A 20,340-nucleotide genomic window follows, 5' to 3' on the forward strand; every position below is an offset into this window, starting at 1 on the left:
CCGCGGAAATCCGGCCCCGCCGTCCGAAACGGTTATCGGCGGACGGGAGGATTTTCTTGAACGGCAATGGACAAGCACTTTTCCGACATAACCAATCCGCCACAAGCAAGCGAAGCGACGCGTATTGCGCCCGCCGCGCATATACTCATATCGTCCGGAGGAAATCATGGGCGAACACCACTGGAAAACTGCGATTACCGAAATCAAACCGAACGAGGTCCGCCTTCGCGGCTACCGCATAGACGAGCTGATGGGCAGGACCGGATTCGCGGAAGCGATCTGGTTGGCGCTGACGGGCGAGCTGCCGTCACGGGAAGTCGGCAGACTCATCGAAGCGATTTTCGTTTCGAGCATAGACCATGGAGCGACTCCGCCTTCCGCGCTGGCCGCGCACACGGTCGCGAGTACCGGCGCGCCGATAAACGCAAGCGTCGCCGCGGGCGTACTGTCCATCAACAAATGGCACGGCGGAGCTATCGAGGACGCGATGCGGATGTTCTACGCGGGCGTCGAGCGGATGGATGCCGAAGGGCTGACGTTCGACGGCGCGGCGGGCGCGATTCTGGATTCGCTCAAGGCGAAAGGCGAGCGGGCTATGGGATACGGTCACCGCGTGCATACGAAAGATCCGCGCACCGCGCGTCTTTTCGAACTGGCAAAGGATGCGAAGCTTGAAGGAAAATTCCTGAATCTGGCGCTCGCGATCGCCGAAGCGATTGAAAAACGCTCGGGCAAGCCGCTTCCTCTTAACGTGGACGGCGCGATAGCCGCGGTGCTTTGCGAGCTTGGAATCCCGCCGGAGCTTGCGAACGCGTTCTTTATAATCTCCCGCGTGCCGGGGCTTGTCGCGCACGCGCACGAGGAGGTGACGCGCCAGAAACCGATGCGTGTGGTGGATCCGAAGGATCACGAGTACGACGGTCCGTCGGCGCGCGAATTGCCTTAAAGGGGGGCGGAAGAATGGATGGAGATTCGGGAGCGGTTTGAATTAACAATTGCAGCCACGGAGGATTTAGATAAATGCTTACACCGCAGGAAATGATGATCGCGAAGCTCTTCCCCGAGATCGAGAAGATCGGCTCGGAGGATTTGAAAAAGAAAACCATCCGCTGCGTCCAGATGGCGATGGACGAGGGCAAGTGGAAGATGGAAGACCTGATGCAGATGCCGTTCACGCTTCTGGTCTTGCCCTGCCCCGTCAGCTTCGTCCAGCACACGCGCGCGGTCAGCGCGACCGCGCGCGCGATCGGACTCGCGCTCAAGGAGCAGTATCCCAACGAGCCGCGGATGCAGCCGGATATGGACACATTGCTTTCGGGCGCGGTGCTGCACGACATCGGCAAACCGCTCGAATACGCGCGCGGCGCGGACGGAAAGTGGACGACGAGCGAATGCGGCAAGGCGCTGCGCCATCCGGTCAGCGGCGCGGCGCTGGCGCGCGAGGCCGGGCTGCCGTATTCGGTGCAGCACATCATCGCCGCGCATTCCTGGGAGGGAGACAAGTGCAGGCACGGAGTCGAAGCGATAATCGTCCACCACGCGGATTTCATCAACTTCGAGCCGATTCATTAGGTTGAAGGATGGAGAATATGGGAAAAACGTTTTCGGAAAAGGTTCTTTCGGAGAAGTCGGGAACGGACGCACGCGCCGGGCAAATCGTGACCGCGGTTCCCGACCTGTACCTGTCCCATGACAACAGCGCGGCGATTTCGTCGCACTTCGCAAAGCTAGGGTGCGCGCGCGTCAAGCATCCGGAGCGCGTGCTCATCGTGCTCGATCATTGCGTGCCCGCGGCCGACCACAAGCATGCGACGAACCATCAGACAATCCGCAAATTCGTCGCGGAGCAGGGAATCGAGCACTTCCACGACATAACCGACGGCGTGTGTCACCAGGTGCTGGCCGAGTTCGGATATGCGCGGCCGGGAATGCTGATCGTCGGCAGCGACAGCCACACGACGTCGCACGGCGCGCTGGGCGCGTTTGCAGCAGGCATAGGACGCACCGAAACCGCGGCTGTATGGGCGACGGGAGACTTGTGGCTGCGCGTGCCGGAAACGATGCGGATAGAGTTGACCGGATATTTCAATCCGGGAGTGACGGCTAAAGACCTCTCGCTCGCGATAATCGGCAAAATCGGGGCGGACGGCGCGGATTACATGGCGGTCGAGTTCGCCGGGCCGGGCGCGGCCGCGTTGCCGATGAACGACAGGCTGACACTGTGCAACATGACGGCGGAGATGGGCGCGAAATGCGGGTATTTCGAAGCGGACGAAATTACGCGGGAATACCTGGCCGCAACCGGCATTGCGCCGTCCGATTTCGACTGCGTTCATTCCGACGAGGACGCTGCGTATGCGTCCCGGCTTTCGTTCGACCTTTCCGAAATCGTCCCGATGATCGCGAAGCCGCACACCGTGGATAACGTAGTCCCCGCATCCGAGCTGGCCGGAACGAAAATCGATCAAGTCGTGCTTGGAACCTGCACGAACGGAAGGCTTTCCGACCTTGCCGCGGCCGCGGCGGTGCTTGACGGCAAGAAGGTTGCGAAATCCGTGCGCCTGCTCGTTTTCCCGGCGTCGAAGCGCGTATTTCAAGAAGCGCTCAAAGCGGGGATAATCGAAAAGCTGTCGGACGCGGGCGCGGTGATAATGAATCCCGGATGCGGGCCGTGCCTGGGGGCGCACGAAGGCGCGCTGGCGCCGGGCGAGGTGTGCCTGTCCACGTCCAACCGCAATTTCAAGGGGCGGATGGGCAACCCGGACAGCTTCATCTATTTGTGCAGCCCGATCACCGCCGCGGCGAGCGCGATCGCGGGGAAGATTTCTTCAAATTGGATAAATTGAATACATGTAATTAGATTTTCGCGCCATGCGCGCGAGCGAATGGAGGAGCGCAAAATTAACGCGGACGACGTGATTCGCGCTATTGAAAACGGCGATGAATCTGAATGTCTCGCGGAAAACGTTTATATGGTGCAAACTTCTGTGCGTCATAGGAAATTGGCAGCGGTTTTTGTGGACAGGCACAGCTTTTTGCTGGTAATTACGGTATACTGGGTGGGTGAGTGATATGCGAATCACTTTCGATAAGGAAGCCGATGCAGTCTACATCTACCTGAAAGAGGGGCCGGTTGCGCGCACGAAGGACGCCGGAGATGGAATTCTCCTGGACGAGGATGATAATGGCGAAATCATCGGCATTGAACTTCGGAGATTTTCAACAAGGCGGCATCCGGACAAGGCAAACGGGCTGTCCGTAACTGTGGAAGTCGGGAGCTAATCCTTACGCCACGCAGGTCGCCTCTACTCGTCCCTTCCGGTATAACAGCTTCTGCCATGACCGCACGCGAAAAACTGGCGCTTCACCGCTCGGCGATTCTCGAAATCGCGGAGCGACACGGCGCGGAAAATGCAAGACTGTTTGGCTCCCTCGAAAGAGGAGACGACGGTCCGCAAAGCGACGTGGATGTATTGGGACATATGGCTAAGGGCAGAAATTTTATTGATTTCGTTGCATTCCGGCAAGACGTCGAAGAACTGCTTGACGGCAAAGTAGATGTTGTTTCGGATGGGGGAATAAAACCCCCAGACAAAGGATCATGTGCTTGAGGAAGCCTTAGCACTGTGAATCGGGATTTACTTTTCCTGTTGCTTATTTGGAATGACTAATTAGAACTGTTTTTTGTTTTTTCGATTAGAGAAATCAACCTATCATGCAATTCCTTGGACCGCTCTCTTGGTATTATCAAGTGTGCTGCCGATTCATCGCCAAAGATATGGGTCTTTCGAGCAAATTGTTACATCCAAAACCATGTTCGGCAGCTAATTTAAGAAAATCGTTTTCGTATTTTTCAGGCTCCAAAAGTGCGAGCCACAATAGGGCTATGGGTTTTGGCCGCTGGTCATCGCCATTCGCAACATTTCTTGGCGCTTCCCTTCCAGGTTCGCCCAAGTTCCAAAGTTCAACATCTGCGATGCTTCTGTATGTAGCACCCAAGGCTCGATTGCCATCCCACGCGAGCGCTTCGACAAGCGCAGGAATGGCCTTTTCATTCAATTCAGGAATTTTTTCCGGTCCGGTTATTAAGTCATACCCATTCATGCAATTTCCGCATCCGCTTGATGCCTTTGTCATAATCGCTACTTTGCTCTTTGTCGGCGAAAGGCAATATTGAATGTATGCAAATGGGGCCATTACTGATGCTGGAGCGACAAACAATGCCAAAGCCAAAATAATAACAGCTGCTGGAATCCATCCGGGAATATTGTTCGCCCAAAACGGCTTTTTCGAAACAGATCCACCTTTGCTATCGGTTGTCACTCAGTAACTCCCGATCAAATTATACCGAAAACTGCATTACTCCCTCGCGTCCTCTTCAAGCAAGCCCAGCGCTTCTTCCTCGTCCGGAACCGGAAGCGACAGCGGATCGAGTTTCGCGACGTCCGCGACGTCCTCCGCAATCTGCACCTTGAGCGACGCAAGGTCAGGAAACCGCCGTTCCGGGCGCAGCCGTCTCACGAAATCCATGTGAATCGTTTTGCCATACAGGTCGCCGTCGAAATCCAGCAGGTGCGCCTCGATAAGCTGCCGGTCGGGCAGCTCCCCGCCGTACACCGCTTTCACGCGCGCGGGCATTATGTTAATCGCCGCGTTGAACGGCCGCGGCCACTCCTCGCCGTTTTCGATGCGCGCGATTCCGGCATACACCCCCGCGGGCGGGCCGAGCTTTTCGTCCGGCAATAGCACGTTCGCGGTCGGGCAGGCAAGCGCCGCGCGTCCGATCCGCTCGCCGGGAATCACGACGCCGCTCACGCGGTGGTACCGTCCCAGCAGCGCCGCGGCCGCGCGCATCCGCGCGTCGCGGATCATCCGGCGCACTAGCGACGACGAAACCGTGTGCCGCCCGATCAGCTTGCGCCCGATGCGCGAAAAGCCGATTCCCACTTCGTCGCAAATCCGGATGTAATCCACGTCCTTGTAAATCCGGTCACTGCCGATCCGGTGGTCGTAGCCGACAAGCAGCCCCTGGATGTCGAAATTCACATTTACCTTATCCAGAAATTCCCGCGCCTTCATTTTGGAAGTCGCCGCGTCGAAGTTGAGTTCGAGAAGGATTTGCACGCCTCGCGCCTCGAGCAAGGACACGCGCTCGCGCGGAAGCGCGATCAGCTCGCGCGGCAGGTGCGGATTGAAAAATATCGCGGGCGGGTAGTCGAACATCGCAACCATCGGAGCGGCGCCGACCGATTCCGCCAGCTTGGCGAGTCCATCCAGGATGTGCCAGTGGCCGCGGTGCACGCCGTCGAACGTCCCTATTGCGATCGCGACGCGCGGGCGCGCCGCCGGAAGCACTGCCGGGCTGTAAACCTCAAGTGCCACGGGGCGTATTGTATATCAGCGCGATTCCGGCAATGTTCCGCATCAAATCCGGCTTTCGTGTAATATCAACCGGTGGAAACCGAACGGCTTTTCGAACTGCTTTCCGATTTGATCCTCGCGCCAGGCGTTTCGGGCAACGAAGGTGCGGTGGCATCCGTCGTCGAGGCGCGGCTTGCCGCCGCGGGAATAGCACATGACAGAATCCAGCGCGACGGATTGGGAAACCGCTGGATCCGGCTCGGCCCGGCGGGCGAGCCGAAGCGCGTGCTTATCGCGCATATGGACGAGATCGGATTCCGCATCACCTCGATCAGGCCGGACGGCAACTGCCGCGTCGTCGCGGTCGGCGGGATCGACGCGCAGCTTTACGAGGGCGCGCCGGTCGTCGTGCACACCGCGGGCGGGCCGGTGCCAGGCGCGTTCGCCCCGGTCAGCCATCATGTCACATTCAGGACGGGCGCTTTCTCGGACAGGCGGCTTACCGCGGAGGATTTGATTCTCGACGTCGGCGCTCGCTCGCCGGAGGAACTCTCTGCGCTCGGCGTGAGGCTTCTCGATACCGTGACGTTTCCGAAGCGGATCGAAAAGCTCGCGGGCGGGCTTGTGCAGGCGCGCAGCCTGGACGACAGGTTCGGATGCGCGGCGCTAGTCGCGGCGGCGTCAAAGCTCGCGGAAAGCAAGGCGGAAGTGCCGGTTCCGACGGTTTTCGCGTGGAGCGTCCAAGAAGAGGTCGGGCTGCGCGGCGCGCGCGCGCTTGCGCACAGGTTCGCGGCCGCGGAAGAAGTAATCGCGATCGACAGCTTCACGGTTGGCGCGGGGCCGCGCGACAACAAACAATTCGATTCCGCGAAGCCGGGCGGCGGGCCGGTGCTGCGCGCGTTCGACGGGACGACGCTGGTTCCGGACGCGGCGCGCGATGCGCTTCTGGAAAAGGCGCGCGGCCTGGGATTCGAACTTCAGTACGGATACATGCCCGGCGGAAACGACGCGTCGATGTTCGAGTCCTCGGGCTCGCGCGTGTTCGGACTGAGCGTGCCGGTCGTTTACAGCCACACCGCCGCTGAGCGGATTCAAATGGGCGATTTGGCGCGGCTGGTGGATTTGATCGCCGCGTGGTGTGTCACCTGGTTTTAATTATAAAGTATTTTTAATAACAGTTTTTCAGCTTACTTTCATATTTTCCGGACGAGACCGCGCGCGGGCTTTTCGATTCTCATCGCACAGGTTGATCACCTGGCGCCTCTTGCCAGTTCCGGATGGATCTGAAAGCGCGCGCGGAATTTCATCAACCAATTCAGGAACTACGTTCACTCGCCCTTTTATCCAAGTCTCCAGCTTAACGAGTGCTTTGCGAAGACAATCGTCCGTGAACTCCGGCCTGGGCACGATGTAAAATCGGCACAATGTCTCGCTTTCCTGAACGAAGACGAATTCCTCCGCCGGCAGACCTCGAAGGGACTCCGCAACGCACAATCCGTGCAGCGTGCTTCCGTCGCTGAATCTTATCGAATCAACATCCCTTCCGATTAGTTTCCTCATCACGGGATAGCTACGGCCGCATTCGCATTCGACTTCCCCGGGCAGACACAGCTCCACACGGTCCTCGACGTCGTATCGCACAAGGGGCATTATCCTGTTATTGAGCTTCGTCAAAAGCAGTCTGCCTTCGCCGGAACGCGCGATTTTTCCGTCGTCCCTAAGGACCTCGGGGAAAACATGCGGAGAAAAAACATGCCAAGCTCCGTGCTCGCACTGGAACGCGATTCCGCCCGCTTCCCTGCATCCGTAGCGCTCGCGTATCGGCGCATCGAAAAAAGAAGAAATCTCGTCACGTGACGCGGCATCCAGCGCTTCCGCGGTCGGCACCACTTTTTTGGCGCGGATTTTTTTCAGACCAAGCTCAAGTGAATACCTGGCGAACAGCTTGAGATTCGTGACATATCCCATTACCACATCCGGCGCCAGCGCTTCGATTTCCCGATGGATACGTATCGCGTCTTCTTTTGGGAACAAATAGCATCCGAATATCTTCTGCCTTAGCAAGGCATCGCGCATCCGCCTTCGGAGCTTGTATATTCCTCCCGTTTTAAGCTCGCTCGCTCCCCAAAGGCTTGCCGTTCCGGAGCACAGCGGAATGTTCGACTCTCCGGGATTGCCCGGAACGCTACGTCCGTACCATGCCAGCGCAATGCGCCAACGGCGCTCCAGTGAATCGAAAAGCACTTTCAGCCGCCTGCCCGTGCTGCCGCTCGTGAATATCTCCGTACCTTCGTCCGATTTCGCGGTGTCCGCTCGCATTAAATCGTAATTGTCCCAAATATCCCGCTTTGTCAACACGGGAAAGTCGTCAATCCCTTCGTAGCCCTTGCCGCGAAAATAGGGGACCGAGGAGGCTGCGTGCGACAACGCACGCTCGAGCTTGCATTTAACCGCATCGTTCATTTCCTCCACCGGCGCTCTCGCGAGCCTGTCCAGCTCCGCGATATGGCCGAAAACCGGCATCCGGGCCGATGCAAAATAAGTCCGTACTAATGCTTCCCGAATCAACTCGCCTTAAAATATCGCCGCAAATAACGCAGCGGCGACTTGCCGCATCATTTTACAGCTTCCGCAGAACCGAACTGCCGAAACGTCAATTCGTTCCCGTCCGGGTCCGCGGTCGTGGGAAATTTCAGCCCGTTCACGCCTTCTCGAAGCTCGCGCTGTTCGCCATGCGGCATTGCGCCGCTTTCTCGCAATACGCGCAGGCGGCATTCGCGGCATAGTAAAGCTCCTGCATACCCAACCAAATTAAAATCTCGATTCGCTCCCGATTCTTAAGCGCAAAGGGATTTCCCGACAAGCCTAAGAATTGCGGATGTATCTTCTTGAACTAAAACGCGCCTCCTTCCGGTACTAGCTATGCATTGCGCGCAAGCGCGCATTAGTAAACATTCCAAGGAGCTTGCATGAAACGCACTTACAGTGTTTTAATCGCGCTGTCGGGGATTTTGCTCATTGCATCCTGCAGCGGCGGGGGAATCGAGCCTTCCCGTACGCCTTCCGCGCGCGACATTATCGTGGTCAGGCCCGGAACATCCACCGGCATGGCCGGCTCGCCTTGCCTTATTTACTTCTACGACGACGGCTCCAGTTCCAGCAACGGCCCGATCGTGAAGTACGAGTGGAATTTCGGCGGCGGCTGGGAAGACTGGACGAGCACGGACGGATTTGCATACCACAGCTACGACGCGCCCGACACGTACAACGCGCACCTGCGCGTCACCGATTCAACAGGCAGGAAGGCCGTCGGGAAGGTCAAGGTCGTCGTTGTACAGGGCTACGACTCGGATATCGTGAGAATGTACTGGGGCGCCGACGAAAGCGACGAGTTCCGGCCCGGCGCCGACGGGAAAAGTTACCGCTACCACGAATGGCGCTGGCGCTGCCTGGCGTATGATCCCGAAGATTCGAAATACGGCGAAAATCACGTCCTCGCAGTATCTCCGGGAGATCCCGACTTCGACATGCTGGTCGTTTACAGCGAAGGTTCCGAAAAGGATTTCGTCGTGGCCGACCTTGACGGCGACGGCGTGGGCGACGATCCGAGCGTAAAGCGCACGTTCGTGCTGCCGCATGTTTTGGAAGTATCCGGCTCATGCCTGGGCCGCGGCAAGCAGGATGTGTACGTGTGGAAGATTACTTCATTCAGCAAGACATATGGCAAGGCACATGAGCTCAAAGGTCATGTAACTTTGATCAAGTAGCAGACGTAGCAGGCGACATTTCGGGGCGGAGCGCGCAATCGTATTCGATTCGGCTTCGCCCCGTTTCACTTTCGGAGATGAAGCGCACTGCGAGGCAAAGAAAAAATAGCCCCAACGGGAATCGAACCCGTCTTTTCACCTTGAAAGAGTGATGTCCTAACCGATAGACGATGGGGCCATGTGGGTGATACAGGAATCGAACCTGTGACCACCTGATTAAAAGTCAGATGCTCTACCGCTGAGCTAATCACCCGATTGAACGTGCATCCCGAGCGCCAGCCCAGGGCGAGCCGGATATTGTAGCCGGGATTGCCCCAAAGTCAATCACATCGGCGCGTCGAGTCGAAGCAAATACAAAAAGGCGCAAACAGATTAGCACGCGACGTCTAAGCAAACCGTAAGCGGAAGCTGCGGAGATTGAATGCATCAAGCGCCGCGGCCGAAAAGGCCTGTCAGGATGCGGGCGGAGCTTTCTTGATTTCATTTTCTTCCAGCGCGGCGAGCGCGAAATCCAGAAGCTCCGGAAGCGGCTCGAACCGGCCGATCTTCTTCTGAATTTCGACGCCGCTTGAAAAGAAGTCCGACGCATCGCCGAAAATAGCGATATATCCGTCGCCTAGGTTTTTCATGATCTCGCCGCCGCGGCTGCGAACCGTAGTTTCGACTTCGTCATTGTGGCGCTCGAGCATCTTCCCGAAGTCCCGTCCGCAGCTTTCCCAAAGCTGCGTTGAGCGGTGTTTGTCCGTGAAAGGAATGAATGCAGTGCGTTAGTTCGTGTGTGTAGAGGTTCCTCCGGTGGCGGGCATAACCCAAATAAATACCGCTCAATGACAAGTTTTACTTTGCTGAACAGGAACAACAAACAGCCGCTTTCGTTTCTGAATGGATTGCGAATTAAGTATTATCGGCAGCGAATCAGTTATCAGCTTTCCACCGCCGCTGCATCCGGAACGGCCCTGTCCCTCACCGGCTCGTCGCGCTCTATCCTGCCGTCGCGGAACCGCAGTATCCGTTTGGCCTGGCGGGCGATGTCTTCCTCGTGAGTGACGAGCACAATCGTAATCCCCGAATTGTTGAGCTCGTGGAAAACGCGCATTATCTGGTTGCCCGATTTCGTGTCGAGGTTTCCCGTCGGCTCGTCCGCGAGTATCAGCGCGGGATCGTTGACGAGCGCGCGCGCGATCGCGACGCGCTGCTGCTGGCCGCCGGAGAGCTCGCTCGGCTTGTGGTGCACGCGGTCGGCGAGCTCGACGCGCGCAAGCGCGTCCATCGCCTTCTTGCGGCGGTTGCGCACCCCCCCCGCGTAAATCATCGGAAGCTCCACGTTCTCCAGAGCGCTCGTGCGCGGAAGAAGGTTGAAAGTCTGAAATACGAATCCTATTTTCTTGTTGCGGATTCGGGCGGCGTCGTTGTCCCCAAGGTGCGCGACATTTTGGCCTTCGAGAAAATACTCCCCGGAAGTGGGACGGTCCAAGCAGCCGATTATGTTCATCGCCGTGCTTTTGCCGCTTCCGGACGGCCCCATTATCGCGACGAATTCGCCCGGCTCTATTTCGAAACTGACATCGTCGAGGGCGCGGACTTCGTGCGTGCCCATACGGTAAATCTTGACGATGTTGCGGAAAGAGATCATCGAGCCGCTCGCTCCGCCGGAATTTCCCTGGCCGAATCTGGCTGGCTTCATCATGGCACCAGTCCCGCCAGAACCTTGAATTCGTATTCCGACCGCAAATGCTGGACAACCGCGGCTAGATAGGACAATCTCGCCTGCTTCAGCCTGTTTTCGGCGTCCAAAACATCCAGCGTCGTCGCGAGACCGACGCGCTGCCTTTCGCGAAGTATGGACGCGTTTTCATTCGCCACATCAACGTTGCTTGACGCGAGCCTGACCTGTTCGTAAGTCGTTTCAAGCGCCCTGGCCAGCGACTCGTAACGCGTGCGAAGCGCCTGCACCGCGGAGCGCCGCGATTCCGCAAGCTCCGCCGCCTGTATCGAGTTTTGCTGCAGCTTGCTTTTAATGTCGCGCTTTCCCCAGGGCAGCGAGTATGTAAGCGTCAAAGAATAGCTTTTCGCGTCGGTGATGCTGTCAAGCGCGCCGCCGAAATCCTCCTCTTCGCCCTGCATGCTCATACGCGCGGTCAAGTCGAAATCCGGCAGCAGCTGGTTGCGCAAATACGCGTCAGAAATGTCGAGGTTTGCAAGCTGCGATTCGATTTGTTTGAGCGCGAAGCTTGCTTCGAGCACCCTGTTCCAATGATCCTTGCCGATCAACTCGGAAGGCGCGAATTCGAGGACGTTGAAAGGCTCGACATCCAAAGGCGCGCCCTCTTCGTATCCGATCGCATCCACAATCGCGCGCATCGCGTCGGCAAGTTCGGAGCGTCTCTGGACGACCGCGCTTTCCTGGCTAATCTTCGCGTTTTCCGCCTGCAGGATGTCGCTTTTCAGTCCAAGCCCGACTTTGTAGCGCTCGACGTTGCGGAGCAACAGCAGCTCGTAATATTCAAGCGCCTCTTCCTCGACGCGGACCGCTTCCTTCAGGTACGCCGCGTTGAAATACGCGGCGGCGATGCGCCCCGCCAGAGCCCGCGTTTCATCCTCTATCTGCGCGGACAAAAGCGAAAGAGAGTTATCGGCGGTGTAAAAGCCGAGGTACGTCGCGACCTTGCCGCGATCCTTGAAAAGCTGCCAGGTGTAGGATGCCGACAGACTGCCGCCCCAGGACGTCGGAATTTCCGCGCCGGACACGTTCACATCCGTCGTATAAAGCGAATTCGAAATATTGAAAACGTCGCCAGAGGCAAGGGGCTTCGTGAACGAAATGTCGAAATTCATTCCCTCGGTTTCGGAAACGCCGCTTTGGGTTGCCGTGCTCGCCCGGCCTGCGGTTTCGCGATGCGAGGCCGTCAGGCTCAGGTCGAGCCTGGGATCGGTGAAAAACAGGTTCGCGTCCCTCGCAAGTTCCTGCCTGTCGCGGCTGCGCTTGAGCCGGGAGATTTCGGGATTGTGCCTGACGCCGTACAGGATAAGCTCGTCGAGTGTGAAAACGACCGGAATCCCTTCGCTTTCCGCGGATAACGCTTCCGCGGGTGCGGCGGCGGGATTTGCCGATGGAGTTGCGCCTGCCTGTCCCCCCGCGGCCACTACGACAACGTCGCCCGAAGCGGCGTTTGCGGCGGACGGAGCGAGGGCGGCGGCGACAATCAGGATGGCGGCTGCAAGCTTCATGACTACTACATGATTGCCTCGGCGGCCCGCAAGTTCGATTCTAAAGCCGTCGAGGCCGAAATTCCTTTCAATCCTAAACGCTTCCCCTGGAAGGATCGTAGGCGTTTATTTCGCTCCAGTAGTCGTTCCAAGCCGGCAATCCCCACTGATACATTACCAAGTATCCGATTCCGGCTATTATGGCGAGCGCGATCACCACACTAACTATGATGCCGATCGGCGCGAGGTCGAGCCCCTGCATGAACGATATGACAAGATGAATCACGGCGTAAATTCCGAGAATCAAAGCGACCGGAGTAACCCAACCAGGAATTTCGGTTCCCGCGATGCCAGCGGTCTGATAATAAAACATGGCGCCCGCCCCGGCGCCGAAGATCAGCCCGTTATAACCCATCGTGCGCATGAAATGCGCATAAGTAATCGGCGTGTGGAACAGCTTTGCGATGAGCCAGGTCAAGGACATGAACAAAATCCAGAAGACAACCGGAACAAGCGGCAGGACCAGGATGTTGGTTTTGAATATCAATTCGTAATCGTTGCGTAAGTCGTCCTCCGCCTTGGCTTGGGCAACGTCCTTGTAGTTGCTGGATGAGGAGCTGGTCTCATTTTGGACGGTCTGCACCACCCATTCCTCCGCAATTTTGTCCATCGCGGGATGCGACATCGAAAGTCCAACCACAAAAAGCGCGGAGCCGGCGAAAACCAGCGCGAGCGAGTAAAAGAAATGCTCCTCCTCCGCCAGGCGCCGCAAACTCAAATGCGGAAGGAAATACGCCTGGAAGAAACAGCGGAAGAACCTCAACCCCGCGCCGATGATGCAAAGGAGCGCGACGGCGAGCAGAATCCACGTGGGCGAAACAAGTTGGCCGGCCTCCGGCTCTGCAGCCTGAAACAAAAGAAAAATCGATCCCGGTGTCACTGTCCTCTCCTTGGCTACATTTCGATCGCTACAGTCTCGTTGGGATCTATTTCTTTGATTCCGCTGTAATTGATGACCACCAGCTGTGCGATCCAGTCGTGAAGCGCCTGCCTTTTGGGCGAGAAGAACGCGAACAGAAGCGTCACATTGGCCGTGGCCATCATTACAAGCGTGCGGATCAAGACCTGGGTGATCCCCACGAAATCCCCGTAAATGGTGACAATCCTAAGGTTGAACCAGCTCATCGCAAGGGTGCGGTTCCGCATCGCAAGAAACGAGAAAAAGTAAAGGAAATCGCCGATTAAAAACAGATACCATGGCGAGTATTGGATGACCGCCGGCCAGTACAATTTCACCTTCAATCCGAAGTCGTACAAATTGAATTTGCCGGAAATCGAAAGGATGATGAAAGTCCAGAAAAAATAAAGCACGAAGTAAAAAACCCGCGCCAGAGCCACGTCGAAAATGAAAGCGAATATACGCTTGAGCGGATTGGCGAAGCTCCCCTCGTTGTGGACGGCTGCGCCGTATGGATTGAAATCGGGCGGACGCTCCGGCTTGATCTGCTCCTCCAGCGACGGCTCTTCGCCGATGACGATTTGGTCGTCTGGCACGGCGAATTCCACCTCGGCGCAGGTTTTGCACATCAGCTTGCCCTTGCGAAGGGTCATGCACTCGGAGCAGTAGTAGATGCTGCACTTGGGGCAAATGGCGGAAGCACGGCGATCGGGATGGTGATAGCAATTGACCGCAATTTCGTGGTACGCCGCCTCCGGCGCATGCGCTTGGGCGGTGTCCGGAGCGGATTTGCGTTCCTCTTCTTCGTACTCCCAGAATCCTTTGCTCATGCTGCTCCTGGCTGTATCTCGAATGGAGATGGACGGACTCGAACCGACGGCCTCCTGCGTGCAAAGCAGGCGCTCTCCCAACTGAGCTACATCCCCAAAATAGGCGCTGACCTAAATGGGTCGACCTGGATTCGAACCAGGGACCTCGTCCTTATCAGGGACGCGCTCTAACCAACTGAGCTACCGACCCGCCGATGCGATTCTATCTCAACGGCCATTGAGTGTCAATTGTGAACGGGCGAATTGCAACTGCGCGCAATCCCCCACATTGGAATCCCCCCTGGCTTTCCAACACACACAAAGCATCACGCGGGGACGCGCGGCGTCTTCCGCATCCAGCGAGCTTGACAATCGAGCCGCCTTTAAAATATACTCCTGTTTCAAGTTTTGCTGGGTGCAAACCCGGGAGCTTCAAATGCCGTTACCAAAGCAAAAAATAAGTAAAACCAAAAGGGCCAAGCGGCGCGCCAGCTGCTTTATGCCCATCAAGCACCCCGCGCTCGTGCGCTGCCCGAACTGCGCGGGATACAAGCTTTCACATTTTGTCTGTCCGCACTGCGGATGGTACAAGGGCAGCGAGGTTGTCAAGATAAAGGTTAAGAAGGAATCATCGGCTGCCTAGCCGTCGCTTAAGGGGTATTCAGGAATGAGCACATTCGACGAATTAAGGGCACTGGTGGCGTCAAAGCTTGACGTACCGGAAGAGAAGATCACCGAATCGTCGCACTTCGTTGACGATCTGGGCGCTGACTCGCTCGACCGGGCGGACCTCGTGATGGAGATCGAGGAGAAGTTCAACGTCAGCTTCGCCGACCAGAACGCCGAGGAATTCGCCACAGTCGGCGACGTCTTCAAGGCCATCGAGGCCATCAAGGGCTAACCGCCTCCATTTGTTTCAAAATCCCGGCCCGAACGCGCACGCGCGCCCGTCCGCGCTTTTCGCGACGCGGCCGCGCTTGACATTCCCCCTAGAAATACTTATCATCGGTATAGCTTAACTTGGAGCAACGCCGATGAGCGAACTTGGAGCAGCAATCAAAATCGCCAGGCTGGGCGCCGGGCTGACCGCCCGCGAGCTAGGCAGGATGGTCGGGCTCAGCCACAGCTATATTTCGCAGCTCGAATCCGGTACGATCCGCATCCCCAGCCCCGCGGTATTGAAAAAACTCGCCGCCGCGCTCCCCATGCTCGATTACCGCAGGCTGCTCGTCCTGGCCGGATACCTTTCGACGGTCGACGAGTTCGGCCCCGCGGACTCCGCTGCGGGCGGAGCCGTTTCGCGGCTTTCGGGCGAATCGGGCGCGTATTCCGCCGCGCCGGGCCCGTCTCTCGTGCCTCCGTCCGACCCGGAGGCGGCGGCGCGCGTGCTTTCCGCGGTGCAATCCGCAGCGGGCGCGGATTCGGACTTGCAGCCTGCGGCGTTCCGCGCCGTGAAAGTCAGGCGGATTCCCCTACTCGGCGCGATTCCCGCGGGATACGGCCCGGTCACTGCGGTCGCGGACGCGGACGGATTCCCTGCCGTGGAGCTGCCGTCAGGCGTCTCGGGGCGCGGGCCGTTCGCCGCGCTCGTCGTGCGGGGCGATTCGATGTCGGGCGCGGGAATCCTCGACGGCGACACCGCGGTGATCGACCGCGGCGCGGAAATCCGCGACGGCGACATCTGCGCGGTGTCCGTCGAGGGCGAGGACCCGACGCTCAAGAGAGTTCTATTCGAATCCGACGCGGTTGTTCTGGAGCCGGCCAATCCCGCATTCCGCCCGCTCGTCGTACGCCGCGGCGACCTTGGGCGCACCGTGCACCTGATCGGCCGGCTTGTGCATGTGGCGAGGCGGTATTAGCCAAGCGACGGGGACGCCTCGGCTGGAAATGGATCTTCAACTGAATTCGCCGCAATTGCCCGGCCAATATCCTCTGACGGATTACCGCCAGAATCCTCCCGATACGCCTTCCGTCGGCCGAATGTCGCCAAGGCTCTGATAGTAGTATCGATATACGGCGATAGGCGCGCCCTCGAATTCGGTCACGGACAATCCGCCGTTGCAAACTCCCGCGTTTTTCACCCAGCCGCTCCATTGCGAGCCATTTTCATCGAGCGCAACCGAGTAATAAACCGACCCGCCGCTGTAAGAACCGCTCTGGACCATCACCAGCGGAATCCCGTCCACCGACGACAATTGCGGCCGCGGCTTGTCGTCGAAGTAACCCCAGTAGTTAATGTCCACCGGGATAAGAACGGGAGCGCCCCAGGAAGCTCCTTCCGCGTCGTTGGCTCGAGAAAACCAGAACTCCTTGTCGTCGTAACCGTTGTCTCCGGCCACTATGCAAGGTATCCCATCAATAACAAGTATGTCAAACCACGCCGCAGTGCCGTCAAATCCCGGATTTAAGGCCTGCATTGGCTCGCCCCATTCGGTTCCTTCTTGGTTTAGCGAATGAATGATTTTAATGGAGCAGATATCATTGCTTTTGTTATAGCCGTATACGATGGCGGGTTTGCCAATTAGACTCACCGCCATGATTTGATTAATTGCTTCTCCTTCCAGCACGGTTGTTGGTTGTCCCCAATAATTTCCCAGTTCATCATCGGCCTTAATATACATAAGCGCTTTTGTATTTTTATCCCTATACGCAAATGCGGGAATACCATTCGATACAAAGAGGCCGCTTGCAGTACCAATATGGTCCAAGGATATTACCGGTGAAGGATTTGCCCATTCATCGCCTATTGAATCTGCGGCGCGAATAAAACAATACAATCCGTTATTTGAGTCTGAATAGAGAAAGGCAGGATTTCCGGCAATCTCTTTCAATTGTCCGGCACCAATACCATTTGGCAGCCTTATCGGTGCATTCCATTCGCGTGCAAAAATATCGATAGCACGGGCGTATTTTGTTTTCGATTCGATTGAATAAAGGACGGCGGGGGTATCGGAAATCACGGCCAATGACGCGAATGTCCCCACCGAAGGACCTTCCTCGATCACCGGCCAGCCATAGTCGTGCCAGCCGTGGACATTGATCGATGCAAATGCTATCGCCGATGCCCCTGCATCGTCCGTCACGCGTACCTGGCAAGTGGTCTGTGGATGGGCAATATTGTATGTATACTCCTGCGCCGGCCCCCCGTCTAGAACGTCCCACAGACCTCCGTCGAAGTTCCAATCGTAGCGTACAATCGTCCCGTCCGGATCGAAGCTTCCCGAAGCGTCAAACGAAACCGTCAGCGGCGCGTTGCCCTCCTGCGCGCTTGAAACGAGCGACGCAACGGGCTGCTTGTTGCCTCCGGTAAAAGTCTGTACGGTTAGTTTTTTTGAAGTTGCGTCGGTCGCCCCCTCCCCGTCAGTGACCCGCAGCGAAACATAATTCGTACCGGGTGTATCGTATGTGTGCTGCAAAAGCCCGATGTTTCCGTTGTCCGTTTCGTACAGCCCGTCGCCGTCCAGGTCGAACTGGTATCGGACTATGGTTCCGTCGGGATCGTTGCTTCCTGTCGCATCCACCATGACCGAAAGCGGCGCTGGACCAAACGACGGATAAAGTCCCAGGACCGCGATTGGCCGGCTGTTGTAGTTCTCGACCGAAATCGTGAACGGAAATTCCGCCTCTCCCGCGGCGTTTGACACGATTAGCCGGCAGGAATATTTGCCCGCCGCGCCAAGCACAACAACCGGGGATTCCGATTCCGAAATCGGCGGAAGCGTCCCCCCCCCGAAATCCCAATAATAGTGCAAAGGTTCTGTTCCGGACACAACCGGCGCAAACGTAACCTGCGCGCCGTCGTTGCCCGACAGCGGCGAAACCGATTCCACTTCGGGCGGATAAACAGCCGCCGTCCGTTCGACGGCTTCGCTCATCGTCCCAATATTTCCTTGCGAATCCACCGGCGCGACCTTTAAATATTTCAGCATCGCAAACGGCGCATCCACGGTGAAAGTCTTCGGGAAAACTCCCGGTTCGCCGAATGGAACGTCCGCTCCAACGCGGTAAAACTCGCCGTCGATCGATTGCGAAGTGAAAAAACGGTACGCCTTGAGATCGCACTGCCAGTTATTAGCGATCGGAGTCACGTCGCCCACTCCAATCTCCCCATTGCCGTCTCCGTCAATCCATGCTTCGAGAGGATCGTTCCCCAGCGAGTCACTGGTGCGCGCGAGGTAGTGCTGCGCAATGGGGGTCAAATCGGAAATACCCACATCGCCGCTTGTATCGTAATCGCCCTCATTTTTGTAAGTCCAGGAAAGCTTTTTATAGAATGGATCGTATGCCAAATCCTCCACCAATCGCGTCCCCCATGCAATTCCGGCCGATGCGCCGCGGTTCTTCAGCGCAGATGCAAGCTCGTTTCTGAGCGCTTCGAACAGCTCCTGGTCGGTACCGGCCGGGGGCGGGAACGCGCGGATTTCTTCTTCGGCAAACCAGATCCCCTCAATGCCGGCGCCTTGAATCGCCCGCGCCCGTCCCGACTTGCAGGTAGAGGATAACAGCAAAATGAAAACCAAAACCGAGGCCATGCCCAGCTCCGCGGCGACTCTGATAATCGCGCCGCTCCCATTGCCGTGTTGCATTTTCTTTCCGTTCATCTTGTCGTACATTTTATCCGCCCCGGGGAGCGCGGATCAAACATCCGCATCCCCGGGGAAAAACACCATTGGCAATTGCTTACTGCAGTTTCAATGCCAGGCGTCGCATTGTTTCAAGCTGAATACGAACTGCCTGGAATCGAATTGGCGGGTGCCGCTGGCTGCAATTCTAATCAGCTTCAACCGATACTTCGATGCCCGTCGCACTCACGGTATCGAAATACTCGATGTCCTGCGAGCTATTGCTGTAAAGGTACCAGCATTTCGGCTCGTACGGGGGCGTAGGATCAAGGCCTTCCAGAAATACGGTGAATTGCACCTCCTCGTCAACGGCGTTGGTGGGTATGTCGATGTATCCGAAATAGCCGATGGTCCCTTCCGAGACGCCGTAGGAAGGATCAGGCGTTCCGAAAATGAAAGGCATATCCGCGGTCCGCTCGTCCGCCTGGTCGCGCAACGGAGGCGTCCAGGTGATTGCGCCCGCGGCGAAATCGCATCCCTGGTCGTACAACTCCTGGCAGAACGGCAGCGGATTGGTTGCACTGAAATCGGAGTATGTCACGCTGTCCCAGTCTATCGCGTCCGAACCGGTATCCTGAGTAATGCGCACCCTGCAAGCTGGCATGTGGAAAAGATCTGCCTCGTTTTCGGTGATCCAGATCTGAATTCGCGCCGTTTCGCCGCCCTTGATAGTCGTATCCAGACACTCGATGCGGAGCGTGTCGCCAAGCGGATCGGAATCGGCGAGAGTTGTTTGCCATCTTGAGCTCTCCGTGCCCACGTCCTGTCCATCGTACGGAGCGACGGAGATGTACCAGGTGCCCTCGTCAATCCAACTCTGGCTGTCGTCATACGTCAAAGTGCAGACGTAGCCCACCGCGCCGTTTTCGGTCCAGTAATAGCCGCTTGGCTTGTACAGCAAGGGATTCTCGGGATCGGGCTCCGAGTTTTCGTCGTAGAGGAATTTGGACGTTCGCATGGCGTAACTCGGACCGGGAACCGTTACCGTGTGAATCACCTGGCCCAAATAGCTGTAACGGAGGTAAACCTTGTAGCCGTCTATCGCATGCCAAGCCGTCCACGCGTCGGTCCAGACTTCGTAATCACCATCCTGGTAGCCGTATTCGATTTCGTCGTCATCATCATAATCTACAGGGTCTTTCATCGGCCATGATGGACTCCCCCCCGCTATTTTGTCTCCATTGAAATCCTGCAATGGACCACCGTCGCCCGAATTGACTACTCCGTCACGGTTTCCATCGCCCCGCATAACTTCGCCCCATGAAATGCTGCGATTGCCAATCTGATCGAAATCGAAAACCGCGTCCTCGGCAAAATCGGGGGCATTGGATACCGAGCGGTCAGGCGTTTCTTCGGGGCCGGGCGGAATCTGCATGCCTTCGGCACGATCCGAAGGCGTTTGCGAGGCTCCGCTCGACAACCGTCCGTCCTTGTCGCAACCGCCAAGCGATGCAAACAAGGCGTTAACCAATACGAAACTTAAAACAACGACAACCATCGCAGAAAGGGGACTACCCCCCCCCCCCTGCGAAACTTGTACTTCGAGGTGCTGCTTCTCATCTTACTGCTCCCTAAACAATATTTTGCTGAAGCGCCATCCCGTCACATGGCGGGAT

Annotated in this window: 21 protein-coding genes and 4 tRNA genes; 11 read left to right on the forward strand and 14 right to left on the reverse strand. The window is 57.3% G+C overall.

Annotation, left to right across the window (positions count from 1 at the left end):
- Positions 1-166: 166 nt before the first annotated feature.
- The 6 genes from HRF49_08985 to HRF49_09010 all read left to right on the forward strand — a co-directional run bounded on the left by HRF49_08985 (position 167) and on the right by HRF49_09010 (position 3,611).
- Positions 167-946, forward strand: coding sequence for a citryl-CoA lyase (locus HRF49_08985; GenBank protein MEP0814783.1), 780 nt, complete (start codon positions 167-169; stop codon positions 944-946).
- A gap of 92 nt (positions 947-1,038) precedes the next feature.
- A complete protein-coding gene (locus tag HRF49_08990) occupies positions 1,039-1,572 on the forward strand; it encodes an HD domain-containing protein (GenBank protein MEP0814784.1) in 534 nt (177 codons plus the stop codon).
- Between the two features lie 17 nt (positions 1,573-1,589).
- Complete coding sequence (locus HRF49_08995) at positions 1,590-2,846, forward strand: 3-isopropylmalate dehydratase large subunit (GenBank protein MEP0814785.1); 1,257 nt, start codon at positions 1,590-1,592, stop codon at positions 2,844-2,846.
- A 39-nt stretch (positions 2,847-2,885) separates the two neighbouring features.
- Entirely contained in the window at positions 2,886-3,071 is a 186-nt protein-coding gene (locus tag HRF49_09000) for a DUF4258 domain-containing protein (GenBank protein ID MEP0814786.1), read from the forward strand.
- 1 nt (position 3,072) lies between these two features.
- Positions 3,073-3,282 carry a DUF2283 domain-containing protein gene (locus HRF49_09005; protein ID MEP0814787.1) on the forward strand — a complete coding sequence of 70 codons (210 nt, stop codon included), beginning with the start codon at positions 3,073-3,075 and terminating at the stop codon, positions 3,280-3,282.
- Between the two features lie 56 nt (positions 3,283-3,338).
- Positions 3,339-3,611, forward strand: coding sequence for a nucleotidyltransferase domain-containing protein (locus tag HRF49_09010; protein ID MEP0814788.1), 273 nt, complete (start codon positions 3,339-3,341; stop codon positions 3,609-3,611).
- Between the two features lie 136 nt (positions 3,612-3,747).
- Here HRF49_09010 and HRF49_09015 read toward each other — a convergent pair whose 3' ends face one another.
- A complete protein-coding gene (locus HRF49_09015; protein MEP0814789.1) occupies positions 3,748-4,323 on the reverse strand; it encodes a hypothetical protein in 576 nt (191 codons plus the stop codon).
- A gap of 36 nt (positions 4,324-4,359) precedes the next feature.
- Positions 4,360-5,382: a hypothetical protein gene (locus HRF49_09020; protein MEP0814790.1), complete on the reverse strand. Its 1,023-nt coding sequence runs from the start codon at positions 5,380-5,382 to the stop codon at positions 4,360-4,362.
- Between the two features lie 72 nt (positions 5,383-5,454).
- On the opposite strand from HRF49_09020, the gene HRF49_09025 reads away from it, so the two are divergent.
- Positions 5,455-6,516: a M20/M25/M40 family metallo-hydrolase gene (locus HRF49_09025; GenBank protein ID MEP0814791.1), complete on the forward strand. Its 1,062-nt coding sequence runs from the start codon at positions 5,455-5,457 to the stop codon at positions 6,514-6,516.
- A 27-nt stretch (positions 6,517-6,543) separates the two neighbouring features.
- Here HRF49_09025 and HRF49_09030 read toward each other — a convergent pair whose 3' ends face one another.
- Positions 6,544-7,884 carry a phenylacetate--CoA ligase family protein gene (locus tag HRF49_09030; GenBank protein MEP0814792.1) on the reverse strand — a complete coding sequence of 447 codons (1,341 nt, stop codon included), beginning with the start codon at positions 7,882-7,884 and terminating at the stop codon, positions 6,544-6,546.
- A 446-nt stretch (positions 7,885-8,330) separates the two neighbouring features.
- On the opposite strand from HRF49_09030, the gene HRF49_09035 reads away from it, so the two are divergent.
- Entirely contained in the window at positions 8,331-9,128 is a 798-nt protein-coding gene (locus HRF49_09035; protein MEP0814793.1) for a hypothetical protein, read from the forward strand.
- Positions 9,129-9,234: 106 nt separating this feature from the next.
- On the opposite strand, the gene HRF49_09040 is transcribed toward HRF49_09035, so the two are convergent.
- The 9 genes from HRF49_09040 to HRF49_09080 form a co-directional block, all read right to left on the reverse strand.
- Positions 9,235-9,306 (reverse strand) — tRNA-Glu (locus HRF49_09040).
- Between the two features lie 3 nt (positions 9,307-9,309).
- Positions 9,310-9,381: transfer RNA gene (locus tag HRF49_09045), tRNA-Lys, on the reverse strand.
- A 199-nt stretch (positions 9,382-9,580) separates the two neighbouring features.
- Entirely contained in the window at positions 9,581-9,883 is a 303-nt protein-coding gene (locus tag HRF49_09050; GenBank protein ID MEP0814794.1) for an adenylate/guanylate cyclase domain-containing protein, read from the reverse strand.
- 167 nt (positions 9,884-10,050) lie between these two features.
- Positions 10,051-10,761 (reverse strand): ABC transporter ATP-binding protein, encoded by a 711-nt coding sequence (locus HRF49_09055; protein MEP0814795.1) that lies wholly within the window; start codon positions 10,759-10,761, stop codon positions 10,051-10,053.
- Positions 10,762-10,811: 50 nt separating this feature from the next.
- A complete protein-coding gene (locus tag HRF49_09060; GenBank protein ID MEP0814796.1) occupies positions 10,812-12,356 on the reverse strand; it encodes a TolC family protein in 1,545 nt (514 codons plus the stop codon).
- 73 nt (positions 12,357-12,429) lie between these two features.
- On the reverse strand, positions 12,430-13,275 hold the full coding sequence (locus HRF49_09065; GenBank protein ID MEP0814797.1) for a hypothetical protein: 846 nt from the start codon (positions 13,273-13,275) through the stop codon (positions 12,430-12,432).
- A gap of 14 nt (positions 13,276-13,289) precedes the next feature.
- Positions 13,290-14,123, reverse strand: a complete 834-nt coding sequence (locus tag HRF49_09070; protein MEP0814798.1) for an RDD family protein — start codon at positions 14,121-14,123, stop codon at positions 13,290-13,292.
- Positions 14,124-14,146: 23 nt separating this feature from the next.
- Positions 14,147-14,219, reverse strand: a tRNA-Ala gene (locus tag HRF49_09075).
- Positions 14,220-14,239: 20 nt separating this feature from the next.
- A tRNA-Ile gene (locus tag HRF49_09080) sits at positions 14,240-14,313 on the reverse strand.
- A 225-nt stretch (positions 14,314-14,538) separates the two neighbouring features.
- On the opposite strand from HRF49_09080, the gene rpmF reads away from it, so the two are divergent.
- From rpmF to HRF49_09095, 3 genes are all read left to right on the forward strand, one after another.
- The gene (rpmF, locus tag HRF49_09085) at positions 14,539-14,745 is read left to right on the forward strand and encodes a 50S ribosomal protein L32 (protein MEP0814799.1); all 207 of its coding nucleotides are present in this window, start codon (positions 14,539-14,541) and stop codon (positions 14,743-14,745) included.
- A gap of 24 nt (positions 14,746-14,769) precedes the next feature.
- Positions 14,770-15,003 carry an acyl carrier protein gene (gene acpP / locus HRF49_09090; protein MEP0814800.1) on the forward strand — a complete coding sequence of 78 codons (234 nt, stop codon included), beginning with the start codon at positions 14,770-14,772 and terminating at the stop codon, positions 15,001-15,003.
- A gap of 133 nt (positions 15,004-15,136) precedes the next feature.
- Positions 15,137-15,961, forward strand: a complete 825-nt coding sequence (locus tag HRF49_09095; GenBank protein MEP0814801.1) for a helix-turn-helix domain-containing protein — start codon at positions 15,137-15,139, stop codon at positions 15,959-15,961.
- An 81-nt stretch (positions 15,962-16,042) separates the two neighbouring features.
- On the opposite strand, the gene HRF49_09100 is transcribed toward HRF49_09095, so the two are convergent.
- Both HRF49_09100 and HRF49_09105 read right to left on the reverse strand, forming a co-directional pair.
- Complete coding sequence (locus tag HRF49_09100; GenBank protein MEP0814802.1) at positions 16,043-18,715, reverse strand: PKD domain-containing protein; 2,673 nt, start codon at positions 18,713-18,715, stop codon at positions 16,043-16,045.
- Between the two features lie 157 nt (positions 18,716-18,872).
- A complete protein-coding gene (locus tag HRF49_09105; protein MEP0814803.1) occupies positions 18,873-20,222 on the reverse strand; it encodes a hypothetical protein in 1,350 nt (449 codons plus the stop codon).
- Positions 20,223-20,340: the final 118 nt, after the last annotated feature.

It is taken from the genome of bacterium, assembly GCA_039961635.1.
In the GTDB taxonomy this organism is placed as follows: domain Bacteria; phylum 4484-113; class 4484-113; order JAGGVC01; family JAGGVC01; genus JABRWB01.